At 38.3% G+C, this 15736-nt stretch carries 18 protein-coding genes and 1 pseudogene; 4 read left to right on the forward strand and 15 right to left on the reverse strand.

The window, feature by feature from the left end; genetic code table 11:
- Window positions 1-8 precede the first annotated feature (8 nt).
- Together BkAM31D_RS12645 and BkAM31D_RS12650 are read right to left on the reverse strand one after the other, a co-directional pair.
- Window positions 9-1610, reverse strand: a complete 1602-nt coding sequence (locus tag BkAM31D_RS12645; RefSeq protein WP_066149768.1) for a CopD family protein — start codon at window positions 1608-1610, stop codon at window positions 9-11.
- Window positions 1610-2179: a copper resistance CopC family protein gene (locus tag BkAM31D_RS12650; protein WP_066149771.1), complete on the reverse strand. Its 570-nt coding sequence runs from the start codon at window positions 2177-2179 to the stop codon at window positions 1610-1612. Before BkAM31D_RS12650 ends, BkAM31D_RS12645 begins: the two co-directional genes overlap by 1 nt.
- 144 nt (window positions 2180-2323) lie before the next feature.
- On the opposite strand from BkAM31D_RS12650, the gene BkAM31D_RS12655 reads away from it, so the two are divergent.
- The gene (locus tag BkAM31D_RS12655) at window positions 2324-2950 is read left to right on the forward strand and encodes a TVP38/TMEM64 family protein (RefSeq protein WP_306807389.1); all 627 of its coding nucleotides are present in this window, start codon (window positions 2324-2326) and stop codon (window positions 2948-2950) included.
- A gap of 87 nt (window positions 2951-3037) precedes the next feature.
- On the opposite strand, the gene BkAM31D_RS12660 is transcribed toward BkAM31D_RS12655, so the two are convergent.
- The 6 genes from BkAM31D_RS12660 to acnA all read right to left on the reverse strand — a co-directional run bounded on the left by BkAM31D_RS12660 (window position 3038) and on the right by acnA (window position 7848).
- The gene (locus BkAM31D_RS12660; RefSeq protein ID WP_066149776.1) at window positions 3038-3496 is read right to left on the reverse strand and encodes a VanZ family protein; all 459 of its coding nucleotides are present in this window, start codon (window positions 3494-3496) and stop codon (window positions 3038-3040) included.
- 49 nt (window positions 3497-3545) lie between these two features.
- Window positions 3546-3776: an acid-soluble spore protein N gene (locus BkAM31D_RS24875; protein ID WP_085449797.1), complete on the reverse strand. Its 231-nt coding sequence runs from the start codon at window positions 3774-3776 to the stop codon at window positions 3546-3548.
- 48 nt (window positions 3777-3824) lie between these two features.
- Window positions 3825-3965, reverse strand: coding sequence for an FbpB family small basic protein (locus tag BkAM31D_RS12670; protein ID WP_084371963.1), 141 nt, complete (start codon window positions 3963-3965; stop codon window positions 3825-3827).
- Between the two features lie 57 nt (window positions 3966-4022).
- Window positions 4023-4724, reverse strand: a complete 702-nt coding sequence (locus tag BkAM31D_RS12675; protein WP_066149782.1) for a DUF421 domain-containing protein — start codon at window positions 4722-4724, stop codon at window positions 4023-4025.
- Between the two features lie 111 nt (window positions 4725-4835).
- On the reverse strand, window positions 4836-4979 hold the full coding sequence (ypzF, locus tag BkAM31D_RS23960) for a protein YpzF (protein ID WP_169801076.1): 144 nt from the start codon (window positions 4977-4979) through the stop codon (window positions 4836-4838).
- Window positions 4980-5133: 154 nt separating this feature from the next.
- Entirely contained in the window at window positions 5134-7848 is a 2715-nt protein-coding gene (gene acnA / locus BkAM31D_RS12680) for an aconitate hydratase AcnA (protein WP_066149786.1), read from the reverse strand.
- Between the two features lie 285 nt (window positions 7849-8133).
- On the opposite strand from acnA, the gene sspO reads away from it, so the two are divergent.
- Entirely contained in the window at window positions 8134-8262 is a 129-nt protein-coding gene (sspO, locus tag BkAM31D_RS12685) for a small acid-soluble spore protein SspO (protein WP_084371965.1), read from the forward strand.
- A gap of 48 nt (window positions 8263-8310) precedes the next feature.
- Here the strand turns inward: sspO and BkAM31D_RS24385 are convergent, their stop codons facing one another.
- A complete protein-coding gene (locus BkAM31D_RS24385; protein ID WP_257391567.1) occupies window positions 8311-8436 on the reverse strand; it encodes a hypothetical protein in 126 nt (41 codons plus the stop codon).
- A gap of 105 nt (window positions 8437-8541) precedes the next feature.
- On the opposite strand from BkAM31D_RS24385, the gene BkAM31D_RS12690 reads away from it, so the two are divergent.
- Window positions 8542-8679, forward strand: a complete 138-nt coding sequence (locus BkAM31D_RS12690) for a small acid-soluble spore protein P (protein ID WP_066149789.1) — start codon at window positions 8542-8544, stop codon at window positions 8677-8679.
- 55 nt (window positions 8680-8734) lie between these two features.
- Here BkAM31D_RS12690 and BkAM31D_RS12695 read toward each other — a convergent pair whose 3' ends face one another.
- Together BkAM31D_RS12695 and selA are read right to left on the reverse strand one after the other, a co-directional pair.
- Complete coding sequence (locus BkAM31D_RS12695) at window positions 8735-9232, reverse strand: acyl-CoA thioesterase (RefSeq protein WP_066149792.1); 498 nt, start codon at window positions 9230-9232, stop codon at window positions 8735-8737.
- Between the two features lies 1 nt (window position 9233).
- A pseudogene (selA, locus tag BkAM31D_RS12700) lies at window positions 9234-10648 on the reverse strand (L-seryl-tRNA(Sec) selenium transferase).
- 446 nt (window positions 10649-11094) lie between these two features.
- Here selA and selD point away from each other — a divergent pair.
- Window positions 11095-12144, forward strand: coding sequence for a selenide, water dikinase SelD (gene selD, locus BkAM31D_RS12705; protein WP_084371967.1), 1050 nt, complete (start codon window positions 11095-11097; stop codon window positions 12142-12144).
- Between the two features lie 224 nt (window positions 12145-12368).
- Here selD and BkAM31D_RS12710 read toward each other — a convergent pair whose 3' ends face one another.
- From BkAM31D_RS12710 to phnD, 4 genes are all read right to left on the reverse strand, one after another.
- Window positions 12369-13097 (reverse strand): hypothetical protein, encoded by a 729-nt coding sequence (locus BkAM31D_RS12710; protein ID WP_066149806.1) that lies wholly within the window; start codon window positions 13095-13097, stop codon window positions 12369-12371.
- Window positions 13098-13271: 174 nt separating this feature from the next.
- Window positions 13272-14006 carry a phosphonate ABC transporter ATP-binding protein gene (gene phnC / locus BkAM31D_RS12715; RefSeq protein WP_066149809.1) on the reverse strand — a complete coding sequence of 245 codons (735 nt, stop codon included), beginning with the start codon at window positions 14004-14006 and terminating at the stop codon, window positions 13272-13274.
- A gap of 9 nt (window positions 14007-14015) precedes the next feature.
- The gene (gene phnE, locus BkAM31D_RS12720) at window positions 14016-14777 is read right to left on the reverse strand and encodes a phosphonate ABC transporter, permease protein PhnE (protein ID WP_066149812.1); all 762 of its coding nucleotides are present in this window, start codon (window positions 14775-14777) and stop codon (window positions 14016-14018) included.
- 9 nt (window positions 14778-14786) lie between these two features.
- Window positions 14787-15734 (reverse strand): phosphate/phosphite/phosphonate ABC transporter substrate-binding protein, encoded by a 948-nt coding sequence (gene phnD / locus BkAM31D_RS12725; protein ID WP_066149815.1) that lies wholly within the window; start codon window positions 15732-15734, stop codon window positions 14787-14789.
- Between the last annotated feature and the right edge of the window lie 2 nt (window positions 15735-15736).

Raw genomic sequence — 15736 nt, forward strand, 5'->3', positions numbered from 1 at the left:
GCCCTACACTAATGGCAGTACACTCCCTCTTCCATAATATTTCTAGCATATGTTTCAATTAGTTGTCCGTCACTAGCTAAAAAGTCAATTGGATGTTGATCAGCCCAGTCTTCATTTGTTGACACTACATTTATAAATACATTTTGTTCAAGTTCAGCTATATATGAACCACCTTCATAATGAATTTGTACACGTGCTATTTCGCTAGGCTTCCGTATCATCCCAAAAGTAACATACGTAAAAGTATTTGAGCCGTTGTGCCAATTCCCACTACGTACACGGAACGTACGAATTTTTTGATCTTCTTCAATAACAGCTGTTCCACCAATTGTTAGCATTGCATTCGGCAGGCGGTTATAACCTCCTTCTGTTGAAAGGAGCTTTTCAGCCACCAAGTCAGATTCGTCTACCATATAGATGACGTAGACTTCCTCATCTACGTATTCAGAATGTAACACGTCAATATGCGTATCGGCCCCATAGGTTTGTTCGACGGCTTCTTCAATGCTCCCATAAACCGTGAGATCTCTCTCACCTTCACTAACATCAACACTCCCCATCAGTCCTACATAAATGAAAACAATGCTTATTAAAAAAAATGAAGTAGCTTTCCTATATTGGTAAGAGCGAATTAAACTATAGCTTGCATACGTAAATAGCCCGACAGCAATCGCCAATAGAACAAACGTAGCTGCCGTCATGACAATTTGAACCATTTGTACATTCAAGGATTGTTCAAGAAATATGTTCATCAAGAAAGAAACTGATTCTGTTTGTAGTACTTGAGCAACCTCATGGGGAGGGGTTTGCTCTGTCATAATAGCTGACAGTAGAAAAATGACGAAAGCAAAGAGTGATTCAATTCGAAAAGACTTAATCTGATTTGTCGAAGGCCCCACTCTCACTCTTAAACCAAGTATAAGATGATGTAGTCCAAACAGAAGTAAAGGCAAAAACAATAAATGCTTAATGAATAATATTTGTCCATATGAAAGGAGCCAAGATTGAACATATTGAGGTACAATGGCTGCCATTAATAAGAAACCAGATCCAATAAGAACAATAACCGCGAAAACCGCAGTTACCGAAAACCACCTATAAAAGGACTGGTGCTGCTCCCATTCTCGAGCAAACCATGCCACGATAGCCAAAACCCCAATCCAAATACTCACTGCTAATAAATGCAAAGCGTTCCCAATAAAACCCACCCAACCAGCAACGGCTGATCCATGACTTGACCAACTGGCTGCAAGGACGAGACCAACTACAAGAAACACCGAAAAACGGCTCCACTTTTCAACCGGTGTTGAAAAGATGATTGCCACCGTTAAAAAAATTGAGACAAGAAAAGCCTGGCCTGCTGAATACTCAAATACCACAGTTGCAATTGACTCCAAAAGAGGAATGGAAAATTGAACGTATAATGTTTCAATTAATCTAATTACTGGCACAAATAATAAGACAGGAACAGCAGCAGCCACTCCTTTAATAAGTCGAACAGACATATGAATGGAAGGACGTTGATTTTCAGGGACTGATTTTAATAGAAAGTACCCCATCAATAAAGAAAAACAAAGATATAACAAAAAATTAACCAACGAAACAACCATTAGAACATCCTCTTAATGATAAATCTGCCCACAAAAATCAGAGCAATCACACCCGTAATAATAAGCGGCCATAACATACGACCTAACGAGGATTCTACTTCCTCTTGTTGATCGATCGCTATTTCAGTGTTATCTTCATTAACAATATTTTCTTGATTGATTTCGTCTACAGATTCATTGAATTCTTCAACCTCTTCTTCCGGAGCGGCCTGCTCAAATGGTAACACTTCAAAAGAAAATTCTCCTTCTGTTTGATGGGTATCTTCCCCAAGTGCTCTCCATTCAACTAAATAAGTACCTGGAGCTAACGGATCATTTAATGACAAAGTTAAAAAAGGACTCTCAACATTAATATTAGCTATCTCAACTTCTTGACCCTCTTCATTAAAAACAGATGCCGTACTAACGGACTCAATTCCAGCATTAAAGACCAACTCAATCTCTTTTATTGGCTCGGCTATCTCCTCTTGATCTTCCGGGTAAGACTCAGTCACGTACGAGTGAGCACCAACTTGAATGGGTAACAATAGTAAAAAAATAAGTAAAAAGATCAACACTACTTTTTTCATCGAATCACCTTCCCTAGTAAACCTATTAGTTTTAAATATTTTAACAGATAACCGTAGTTACGCAAAGTCTAACCATTAAGTTACCGGAGGACAAGCCTTGCATTTTATGAGAAAATAAGAAGGTAGAAAGGAAGGCGTTTTTTGATGAGGAAAGGTTTCGTACTATTTACTTATTTGTTCATTGCATTAGTCATGTACTTATATGGAGAAGATTTATTACATTGGATTCAACAAGGCGGGGCTGAGTATATGCTTATAACTGCATTACTCGCAACTTTCTTTTCGCTATTTCCCATTATTCCTTATCCGATTATTGGCGGAGTTCTTGGAGCAGCATATGGGCCTATTGCAGGTAGTACCGTTACTTGGATAGGTTCGTCTCTTGCTTCTATTTTAATGTTTGCATTTGTCCGTTATGGTTATCAAGATTGGGGCAAGAAATGGCTTTATAAGTATCAGCGTCTCTCAAAAGTTACTATTATGTTTGAACGTAATGCATTTATGACAATCTTCTTAACAAGATTGATTCCTGTTATTCCCTCAATCATTGTTAACATCTACTCCGCTTTAAGCAGAGTTTCATTTTTACGTTATGCACTCGCCTCATCGCTTGGCAAAGTCCCTTCGATGATCTTGTTTGCAACAGTTGGTAACTCGATCGTCAACAACCCTAGCGATTTGATTTTTGTTACACTCTTTTATGGAACATTCCTATTAATTGTTTACATCTCATTTAAACTATTTAACCGCCATTATTCATTGAGAGGATAACAATATGGAAGGCAATGTTAAGGGATTTGAAATCCCAACATTGCCTTTTTACCTTTTTATATTCTAAACTTCAAATTATACGGACAGTTACGTACGTATATAAACAACCCGTCTTTTGAGCCACAGTACAATATAAAACACCATGTATCCAATTGTCGCACCTAATGTATTCAAAATCACATCATCGATGTTAGCCACTCGATGCGTGAAAAGAAATTGACTTACTTCTATAAGAAGAGAAGTAAGAAAAGCGAGTAGCACGACTAAAGAAAGCCTACGTAACTTCTTCGAAATGAACGGTAACAAAAAACCCATTGGCAAAAATAAAACAATATTCCCAACTAATATTCGAATAGGGTCCATAATTGTCGGGCTGAAAACAGCAATTCTATATATGCTTCGAAACGGAATTATATTGTAATTTCTTCCTCCGGGACCTGTCGGGCCAAGAGAAGCTCCGTAATTCCAAGCTAACAACGTAACATAAAATAAGGCCATTAAATACGTGCATAACAACAATTTACGTATGAATTGTTGCTGTCTCATGAATCCTCGTCCCCCTCATGTATGACATCACTTCTTTTCATTATTCCGGTTATTCTTTGGATTGACAAGCATTTTTCATCGACAACTTTTTAAAAAACACGAAAGAAAACCCCGAAGTATAAACTCCAGGGTTTTTCGTATTATCCTTTTGGGGAATATAATCAGGTTGCTCATTACTTTTTTGGGCCATTTTCTTTCCGTTATTTGCCTTTGATTTGACAGGTTGCATTCCAAGATGATCTGGACGGAATTGTGCGAAATGTGACTTTGTACTTTTCATAAGTAACCCCTCCCTCAATAATAGGTTACCTCTAAAAAGCCATCTTATTCATAGCTCAATTTGTTTTACTGCAGAACGTCTTTTTTCCCACCGTTCTTCGATGCGATCCAGTGCTTCTTTATCATTCATTAACTTCTCCCGATTTTCTCTAACTAATTCCTCAAATGACAATTTTCTGACTCTTCTCAAGACAAACACTCCTTTGTTTTTATACAATTATTGACGAAAAGGAGTGTTTTTATACAATTATTTTGGGCTGACGTAAATTTGACCAGATTCGTCTATCGTCATTAAGAAAATCTGTTTAGGATTAGCAAAACCTCGTTGATGAACTTGTTCTCGTAACCAATCGAGTGTGCCAAATTTCTTCACATTAGCCTCTATGATTTGTCCATCTTCAATCAACACAGATGTGTACCCTTTAGAGGGCACATTTTTTTGCATGTCATTTAAAGTTACTGTTTCATAACTTGATTTCTTAATAACACTTATTGCTCCGTTCATTTCTAAAATTGCATAATCGACTTCAGATAGATCGCTCGCACTATTTTGACGTAGATCCATTAAAAAAGCTTCCAGCGTTATTTTGGCTTTTCTTAGTTCCTTATGCAATATTTTTCCATGCTTCATTAGAATGATCGGTTCATCCTCTATGATACGGCGGAAACGTGGTGTTTTAAGAGCCAAAACTGACAAAGAAAGATGTAGACCGGCTGTCATTGCAGCCGCAGCTGCAGGACCAGCAAGAGGCAATTCACCATCCGTTAATGGTTCACCTAAAATGTCTCCAATTACAACTCCAAATATAAAATCTAAAGCATCAATGGAACTCATCGAACGCTGACCTAACACTTTCACAATTAAAAATATATAAACATATACAATCGTAGCACGAATCATGAATGCATAAACTGGTAAATTTTCAGCCCCTTGCCAAAAATCAAACAATTGGACTTCCTCCTCTTATAAATTCTTAAAACAACGACCAGAAGAGTGAGTATAAAGAATCATTTACTCACCCTGTCTTTTCGTACACATTCTGGTGTTGATTATTTAATGTTAGGAGTGATTATTTCGATTCATTTTTTCAGCTTCACGCTCAGCATAAGATTCAAATTCAGTTTCTGGATGATTTGTTTTACCATATTTTTTTGCATTGTTATTACGTTGAGCATTTGCATTTCCCTTTTTTTGTCGTCCCATTTAATTTCCCTCTCTTTCCTAAATTATCTTTTCTAGAATGTGTACCTTTATCAGTTATATAAGTGAGAGTTAATGGAAATATGGTATGTGAAATTATTATTTGAAATGCAAAAGAGGTCTTCTTTCTTTAAGAAAGAAGACCTCTTTTCGTATATTAATTAGCAAGCTTATTACGAAGTACCATTTGTAAGATACCACCGTGACGGTAGTAATCCATTTCAACTTCACTATCAAAGCGAGCGATAACTTCAAATTCTGTTTGCTTACCATCTTTATCAGTTGCAGTTACTTTAACAAGATCACGTGGCTTCACATCGTCTGTAATAGCAACAGAGATTGACTCTTCACCCGTTAATCCAAGAGATTCAGCGCTATCGCCTTCCTTGAATTGAAGTGGAAGAACACCCATAAGAACAAGGTTACTACGGTGAATACGCTCATAACTTTCAGCGATAACTGTTTTAATGCCAAGAAGGTTTGTTCCTTTAGCTGCCCAGTCACGCGAGCTTCCCATACCGTAATCTTTACCTGCTAGAATTGCTAAGCCTGTATCTTGCTCTTTGTATTTCATTGCAGCATCGTAAATAGACATTACTTCGCCAGTTGGCCAGTAAGTTGTATACCCACCTTCTGTACCAGGAGCGATTTGGTTACGAATACGAATGTTTGCAAATGTACCTCTCATCATTACTTCGTGGTTACCACGACGTGAACCATAAGAGTTGAAATCTTTCGGCTCTACCCCTTTAGAAATTAAATATTTCCCAGCTGGAGTATCTTTACCAATTGCACCTGCAGGTGAAATATGGTCAGTTGTCACTGTATCGCCGAACTTACCAATCACACGAAGGCTAGCTAAAGGCTTAATATCTTCTGGATTTGGAGATAAGTTCTCAAAGAATGTTGGGTTCGCGATGTAAGTAGAATCTTCATCCCACTTATAAAGAGCGTCATCCGTTGTTTCAATTTGATTCCAACGAGGATTGCTCGCAAATACATTCTCATACTCACGACGGAACAATTCAGGCGTAACAGTTTCGTGAACAACTTTAGCAATCTCATCTGCTGTAGGCCAGATGTCATCGAAGTATACGTCCTTACCGTCTTTATCTTTACCTAGAGAATCGTTACGTAGGTCGATATCAACCGTTCCAGCTAATGCATAAGCAACTACAAGCGGTGGAGATGCAAGATAGTTTGCTTTAACTAGTGGGTGGATACGTCCTTCAAAGTTACGGTTTCCAGAAAGAACTGACGTTACTGTTAAGTCGTTGGCAGCAACCGCTTCTTCGATTTCATCTTCTAACGGACCAGAGTTACCGATACATGTTGTACAGCCGTATCCAACAATGTTGAATCCAAGTTTCTCCATGTATGGTAATAAACCAGAGTCTGTTAAGTATCCTGTTACAACTTTTGAACCAGGTGCTAATGATGTTTTAACAAATTCAGGTACTTCAAGACCTAATTCAACTGCTTTCTTCGCAACAAGACCAGCTCCGATTAATACGTAAGGGTTAGAAGTGTTTGTACAGCTCGTGATCGCAGCAATTGCAATTGACCCCGTTTTCATAACTGTTTCACGGCCATCATTAAATTTAACTGAAACTTCCTTATCAAATTCATCTTCTGATAATCCTAAACCTTGAGTTCCTTGTGGTGCAACAACTGCATCACGGAAAGATTTTTGCATGTCAGTAAGGCGAACTAAATCTTGTGGACGTTTCGGACCAGAAAGATTCGCTTCGATTTCAGAAAGGTCAATTTCAACTACGTCTGTATATGTTGGATCAGGAGTTTCTCCTGGTACATAGAACAAGTCGTTAGCTTTTGAGTATTCTTCAACAAGCTTAATTTGATCTTCAGAACGTCCTGTTAAACGCATGTAGTTTAACGCTTCTACATCTACTGGGAAGAATCCGCAAGTTGCACCGTATTCAGGAGCCATGTTTGAGATCGTTGCACGATCTGCTAGTGGCATTTCTGCTAAACCAGGGCCGAAGAACTCTACGAATTTACCTACAACTTTTTTCTCACGTAAAACTTGAGTAACTTTTAATGCTACATCAGTAGCTGTCGTTCCACTTGGTAACTTACCTGTGAATTTCACTCCAATAACTTCTGGTACTGGGAAGTATGAAGGTTGTCCAAGCATTCCTGCTTCCGCTTCAATACCACCAACACCCCAGCCAAGAACACCGATACCGTTGATCATTGTAGTGTGAGAATCTGTCCCAACTAGAGTATCAGGGAATGCTACTGTTTCACCATCTTGCTCAATTGCATGAACAACATTAGCAATGTACTCCAAGTTAACTTGGTGAACAATTCCTGTTGCTGGTGGTACAGCACGATAGTTATCGAAAGCCTTTTTCGCCCAGCTAAGGAATTGATAACGCTCTTCGTTACGTTGGAATTCTAAGTTCATGTTGAAATCTAATGAATCTAAAGTACCAGCTTTATCAACTTGTACCGAGTGGTCGATAACAAGATCAACTGGAATTTCAGGATTGATTTGATCTGGGTTTCCTCCCAAGTCTGCCATTGCTTTACGTAAAGAAGCAAGGTCTACAACTGCAGGTACACCCGTGAAATCTTGTAGAATGACACGAGAAGGCTTGAATGGAACATCAATCTCTTTTAATTCGTTTGTTCCCCACTTCGCTAAGTTTTCTACATGTTCTTCTTTGATGACATAACCATCATATTGACGAAGTACTGATTCTAGTAATACCTTAATTGAATATGGTAGATTTGTTACTTTCCCTAAACCAGCATTTTCTAATGCCTTTAATGAATAGTAATTAACGGTCTTCCCATCCAGAGAAAAGGATGACTTTGCTTTGAATACATCTGTTTTAGTTGACATATGTAAAAACCCCTCCTTCACAAGACTATAATACCTCAAACTGTCAGATTTGTCTAAACAGACCGACTAGCCAGTCGATCAGAAGCACCATAGTAAGCGCTTTTATAGTTAGCAATAACAGTCCCCTTATTAGAATAGCAAAATTTGTCTAAAGAATAAATATATTTTTTACTCCTTTGCAAAAAAACTTTACATCCGCCTGATCAGACCTACTTTATTCATAGAGATCTACTTGAATAATCTTATTGAACTGGACAAAAATTATAACCAATAGGAGGTGTTGAAATGGCTAAACGATCACATCAAAAAGATAAACGCATTATCGAAGGCGAACAATTTCAAGAAGGAACGGTAAATGAACCACTTACTGAAATGGAACGTCAAAACAATAAAAAAACAAAGAAACGCCACTAATGAACAAAGACTCAAAAGGTTAAATCCTACTAACCTTTTGAGTCTAGCTTACTCCCCTTGCTTTTTCACTTGTAAATCTGCCTCGTGCGAATTAATATTCCCTAAAGCTTTTTGTGCTAACTCAACCGCAGTTCGATCTGGCTTCATCACCCAATTTTTTCGTGTTTTTTTCACTACATTACCCCTCCATCCAACTCTCAATTATGTTATTACGAGGCATCGAATTTATACGTATAGTGTTTTTATATTCAGCCATACTACAGTCGAGGAGGGATTCAAATGACAGAACGTAATACTTTTAAAGACCAACGTAGAAATCAACCTAAAAATGCACATAATGGGCAACCACAGCCTCTAAGTGGTTCTAAAAAAGTAAAGAAACATAACCATGTTGGACAAACGGACGGAGAAGGTTGACGTTCGTCATGATAAAAAAGGCTGTCACAACGAATAGGAAATGACAGCCTTACAATTATTTATTTCCCATTTCCCTTTCAGCACGCAGTTGCCTCCGCTTTCTTCTTTGTTCAAAGCGTTCCTCAGCTGTGTTATAATGCCACTTTTCTTCTTCTGTTTCTGGAATAACAGCAGGAACCGGTGTCGGTTTCCCATTCTGATCGAGAGCAACAAATGTTAAATAAGATGTAGCGGTTAAACGTCGTTCTCCTGTAACTAAATCTTCAGCTTCAACTTGTACGAAGACTTCCATTGACGTTTTTCTAGTAGATGAAACAAATCCCTCTACACATATAGCCTCACCCGTTTTAATTGGTGAAATAAAATCTAGACTATCACTCGAAGCTGTAACCACCATCGCTCTAGCATGCCTCATCGCAGAAATGCTTGCAACCTTATCTACGTAGGCCATCACATTTCCTCCAAAAATCGTTCCATGAAAATTTGTATCCGGAGGTAAAACGATATCCGTTAACACCGTCCTTGACTTTGATGCAACTTTTCCATCCTTCAAGCTATTTCAACTCCTGTTCAATTTCAATAAACCTGTTAAGTAAATCTGGAAATTCATCCTCTTCAACTGTGCGGAAATCAAGGGCAAATTGCTCTTGAATGATTCGACCAACCACAGCTGGATTTCCGTTTCTTAATTTATCATGTAATTGCTGTGCTTTTATTTTACTGTTTGAGATAAGCAACAGTGTAGTTTTCAGCTCTACCTCTGGCATTGTCCCGCCACCGACCTGAGAGACACTTTCTTTTTGGTCCGTTAGCCAAAATGGAGATAAGTTGGTTTCAAACGTCTTGATTTTCGTATTGATTTCTTCCCATGTCTGTTTAATTGCTTTTAAAGTAGGTAACGTTTTTGGAGCTTGTCCTGTTGCAAAAGCTTTTAGGGTTGCTTCAAGAGCGGCTAGTGTCATCTTATCAACCCGAAGCACACGAGCTAATTGATGCTTCTTTAAAAGATCAATCCACTTTTTCTTCCCTGCAATTATGCCTGCTTGTGGTCCCCTAATAGTTTGTCACCACTAAATGTGACTATATCAACTCCACGTTGCAAGGCTTCTGCTACGGTCGGTTCATTACCAATACCATCAAGCTTCAGATCATAAATGGCGCCACTCCCCAAATCCTCATATAGGATGAGATCATGTTGTTTGGCTAAAGGTTCTAGTTGAGTGATTTCGACTTCTTTTGTAAAACCAATAATTTTAAAATTACTTGTATGAACCTTCATGATCATAGCTGTTTCTTCAGAAATTGCATGTTCATAATCATACAAATGTGTCTTATTTGTTGTACCTACTTCTACTAATTTTGCACCACTTTCTTCCATAATCGATGAGACACGAAAGGAACCGCCGATTTCTACGAGTTCCCCCCTTGATACAATCACTTCTCTTTCCTTTGCGAGCGCCTTTAACACAAGGTATACTGCTGCTGCATTATTATTGACTACCATAGCCGCTTCAGCACCAGTTGTTTCTCTAACGATTTCTTCAATAAGTTCATGTCTAGAACCACGCTGTCCTTTATCTAGATTATATTCAAGATTTGAGTAAGAGCGTGCCGTCTCCACAACTTGCCGAATCGCATCTGAGCTAAGCCTCGCTCGACCAAAGTTAGTATGCAAAACAGTTCCCGTGCCGTTAATAACACGTCTTATTTTTGTGCTAGTATATTCATTTAGACGCTCTTCTAAACTGTCGAAAATAGCAACATCCAAACCAACAACTTCTAAGTTCTCTATATCTAACAGGTCAGCCAAGATACCTTTTCTAATATCTTGAACAGCTTCCTTTAACCAATCGGTCAGTTTTTCCTGCGAAATAGCGTGTTGTTCATGCAAGCTTATAAAACGTTTATCTTGTTGGAGCTCATGAATAGCTGGAAGCTGTCTTAAAATAGTATGCAAATTTTGTACCACCCTTCTTCAACTAGGGTGATAATACAATATGGACAAATTCATAAACTTCGTGAACCCTGGTCCAGATTATTCGATGACACCCTATATTTATTCACAATAATCATCATTTTAATGATTTCTTTTCATCAAGAAACGTTCCATCTACTTTCTTAGAGTAAATTCTTCTGTCATTAACAGTCACGTTACAAACTCTACCACTGCTCGTATTGAGCATAACTTCCTTTATTTCTTCTCAAAAATGATCGGGATTTCGTCCGTGAAACATTCGGCCTTTGGTGCAAAGTTTCACATCGTGCAAATCGATTGAGACTTTGTACTCCATCCGATTCAAACTCCTTTACTTTATTTTCACATCTATTGTAGGATAATACGAGTAAGGATGCAAAAAAATTGATACGAATAGGCACACTATACACGTTGTGATGTTTAAATAGGAGGTGTCCTCATTGGACAAAAGAGAGCAAATCCGCTTAACTTCATTCTCAACAAAAGCTGGTTGAGGATGCAAAATTGGTCCTGAAGACCTGACGCAAGTTTTGCGTCACTTACCCAAACAAACGCATGACCCTAATTTACTTGTAGGTTTAGATACATCAGATGATGCCGGTGCATATCGTCTTACTGATGATCTTGCGATGATTCAAACAGTTGATTATTTTACCCCAGTTGTCGACGACGCCTATATGTTTGGACAAATCGCTGCAGCTAATGCCCTGAGCGATGTATATGCAATGGGAGGAAAACCGAAGACAGTGATGAATATAGTTGGTTTCCCAATTAAAAAGCTACCTCCTGAAATCTTAGCTGACATATTACGTGGCGCAGCAGATAAGACAAAAGAAGCTGGTGCAATTATCGTCGGTGGTCATTCAATTGATGATCAAGAGCCTAAGTTTGGTTTATCTGTAACGGGTCTTGCCCACCCTGATCGTATATTTAAAAATGTTGGAGCTAAACCTGGAGATATCTTGATTTTAACGAAACCAATTGGAGTTGGAATTTTAACAACAGGAATCAAGCGTGAAGCTGTTACATCTGAGCAAGAAAAAGCTGTAACTGAAACAATGGCTTTATTGAACAAGCAGGCAGCTGAAAAGTTAGAAGGATTGCACCCGAATGCGGTGACAGATGTAACTGGGTTTGGATTGCTAGGTCATAGTTACGAAATGGCTAAAGGCAGTGATGTAACATTTGAACTTGTTCTTGACCAAATCCCACTGCTTGAAGGTACAAGGGAACTTGCTGAAAAGGGGATTGTACCAGGTGGATCAAAAGCTAACGAGCGCTGGCTTGATGGTTGTGTTGACTACGCTGAGACAATTACAGACGTTGAAAAAGCCATTCTTTGCGATGCGATCACATCCGGAGGCTTACTGATCAGTTTACCAGCTAATGAAGCAGAGGATTACGTCCACTCAATGAATCAAGACGGAGCACACGCATCAATCATTGGAAAAGTAGTAACTAAACAGAACAAATCTATTAGTGTTAAGTAAAATCAAAAAACACGAATCTGCATAGCTAAATAGGCATTAATTACGATAAAAAATGACACCCCGTTTGTTGACTTTAACAATCGGGGTGTTTTTTTTAGGTTAAAAATTGAGGCAGCAGCAAGATACAGACGAAGAAAAGGCACGAAGAACAGTTGGTTTCTGTTTACTCCGTGCCCTTAATTTAAACTTTACAAATTTGATAAAGCAACCTAAAGTAGCTCCCTTTACTTATTTTGAAGTGTTTTTACTAACGCTTTATATCCCGAGCGGGTTAAATTATATTCCTCATCAACGTAATTCCCTTTTAGCAAGGCTTGAACAGTTTGTTCTGAAAGCGATGAAGAGATGACCAATTGTACCTCTTTATTAAGTGATGCCATGTTTGCATGCTCTAATTTGTCTGATTCGATTGAAGCTGCAATTTCTTTCATTGGGTCCGCTTTGACGAAATACTTCTTTGTCTCGAGCACAGCTTGTTGCAACTTACCTTTAACAATCAATAAATCTTGAACGAGATCTGAGCGTTCAGACTCTTTTTGTTTAATTCGTTCACGGTAAGTTTGCTTCTCTAAGTCATTTAATTCGGCTTTCGTAAACAATTCCTCTAACATTTGAGTTCGATCTAAATCAATCTTCTCAAGTTGTTGCTCTTTTTCTGTAACAGTCTTCTCAAAAATTTGAGTTTGCTGATCTTCAATTTTTTCTTCAACTACAAGGTTCTGCTCTTGTTGCGGTATTCCTTTTAATTGGTTGATTTTACGATTTAAATAATAAGTTGCTCCAATTAAAAACAAAACAACAAACGACCGAAAAAACACCTCACTCTGAACGACGTTGTATATCACCACAACACTTAATGCAATGCAAACAAGTAAAATTCCCTTATTTATTATTGAATTTGAATTAAATACATTTGTTATCTTCTTCCTTACCTGTTTTTGTTTTTGACGCATAGGTTTACTCCTTTTATCTGCTGACAGATTTTATGATCAAACGATATTTTATCATAAACATCCTGTGACAAAGGATCTATTTTTTGTCCCGATTTAGTTTTATTTAAGAGCATATACAAAAACAAGCAATAAATCATCTGATTTATTGCTTGTCCTATGATAGTGACGGACGATTTACTGGTAAATTTCAGCAAAAATACGTTCATCTATTTCCTCTGGCTTCCCATCAAAAACGACTCTTCCATCACGCAATCCAATAATTCGGGTAGCGAATTCTTTTGCTAAATGAACATCATGAACATTTATGATCGAAAGTAGTTCTCTTTCTTCATGTATTTTTTTTAACAATCCAAAGATTCTTCTTGAGGTTGTTGGGTCTAAACTAGCAACAGGCTCATCTCCTAATAAAAGCTTCGGATCTTGTAGCAGCGCTCTTGCAATACCAACTCGCTGTTTTTGGCCACCACTTAAAGCCTCCACTCGCTTATTGGCATGATGCTCTAACCCGACTTCTTCAAGAGCCAATAGGCCGCGACTTTTTTCAGATTCAGAGAAAAGCCCAAGTAAATTTTTATAAGCAGGCCTTCTCCCAAACGAACCGGTTAGTGTATTTTGAAAGACGGTCATTCGAGGAATTAAGTTAAAATGTTGAAAAATCATTACCATCTCTGATCGGATTTTTCTCATTTCTCCTTCTGGTAACGTTGTAAGTTCCATCCCTTCCCACTTAACCTGTCCAGAAGTTGGCTCGTGAAGGCGATTTATTGATCGAATAAAAGTCGATTTTCCTGCACCACTCTTTCCTAGAATACAGACAAAATCGCCTTTTTCAAGGGTGAGGGAAATATGGTCAAGAGCATTTTCACTAGATCGTGGGTATTGCACAACTAAATCTTTTATATTAAGCATAATTTCCCCCTATATGACTGTTGCCCGAATTCGTGCCCCTACAAAGTCAACGACAATAACCAAAATCATAATTAGAATAATGTCAAGTGCAACTGCGGTATAGTAAAAGCTTTGAAAATGATTAAACAACTGTTGACCAATACCTCCACCACCAATAAATCCTAAAATTAATGAAGTACGTATTGCTACTTCAAATCGATAGAAATATTGCGACAATACGTTTGGCCAAATTTGAGGTATGATTGAGAAAATTTGTGCAACCCATTTGGTTGCCCCAACAGATCGCATCGCTTCTTGAGGACCATGATCAGCAGATTCAATTAGCTCTGAAATTAATTTCCCTAATACACCTATATTATGAAGGATAATCGCAAGGACAGCAGCAAAAGGGCCTAATCCAAAAGCGGAGACAAAAATTAACCCAAACACAATTTCAGGTATAGAACGGAGTGCACTTAAGCTCCCTCTAACTGTTCCATACATCGTTTTCGTACCACTGGTATTTTTCGCCGCAAGGAAACTAAGAGGTAAAGCGACAAGTAACGCAAGAAATGTCCCCAAAAAGGCCATCGCTAATGTCACGAGGCTATGATACGCCATCATCGGAAAAAGGGACCACTCAACAGGAAAAAAGCGAGTGGTCACCATATCTATTATATTTCCGATTTGCGTAAGCTTCCTCCACTGGAAATCGGTCATATCCATACTCCACCAGAGTGCAACTAAGATGAGTAGAATATAAGCAATGTAGCGCCTACGAAACCAAACCATATGAGACCCCTATTCCAGTGTCAGCATATCGAATTCTCGAGCTGCTTCTAATACATCTGCATATTGACTATCATCAGCTTCTACAAATCGAGTTGCTCCACCAAAAATGCGAAGAATGGCTTCGTCCTCAATTTCTGCAAACGCAAGCTGCAAATCTTCAATGAGGGTATCACTTGTTTGAGCTGGAACAACCCATGGATACTGATACAATTGTTCAGATTGCCAAAGCACTTTAATATCATCTCGAAGCGTTCCATCGTTTTCTTCATCAGTCTGCATTAATGCTTCTAGAATCGCGCTGTCAACTGCACCTGCGTCTACTATTTGATCCTGGACAAGTGTCGTTACAATATCATGAGAACCTGCAAACTGAATTTGGTTAAATTCATGCTTGTCTTCACTTTCATAATAGCCTAATTGACGCAAATGCAACCCTGGTATTAAATGTCCTGATGTTGAAGAAATACTAGCAAACGCTAAATCGACTTCTGCTCTGTCCTCAAGTAAATCATCTAAATCTTCCCACTCACTGTCCGCATGTGTAATGATGTAAGAATAGTAAAAAGGACTTCCGTCTACTTCTTGAGTAATAATAGCCTTTGCTCCACTTTGCTCATGAGCTATTAAGTACGTAAGAGGACCTAAAAACGCTAAATCAATATGATTATAATTTATTGCTTCTACAACAGCATTGTAATTAGGGTATTGTTCAACGATAACATCACGTTCTAAACGTTCTGTTAAATGTGTTTCTAAATTATCTAACCCTTGTTGCATTTCACCCATTGACTGCGAAGGAATCACGGCAATTTTAAACTCGCCATCTTCTTGCTCAGTAACAGGCGCTTCCGTTTCCTCATCAACTGTTGGCGACTGTACAACTTCATCAGGGTCATCCGCTGCACCACAGCCACTTAATGCAACAAGCATTCCTAATGATATCAACCATTTTTTCATAT

This window comes from Halalkalibacter krulwichiae, from assembly GCF_002109385.1.
In the GTDB taxonomy this organism is placed as follows: Bacteria; Bacillota; Bacilli; order Bacillales; family Bacillaceae_D; genus Halalkalibacter; species Halalkalibacter krulwichiae.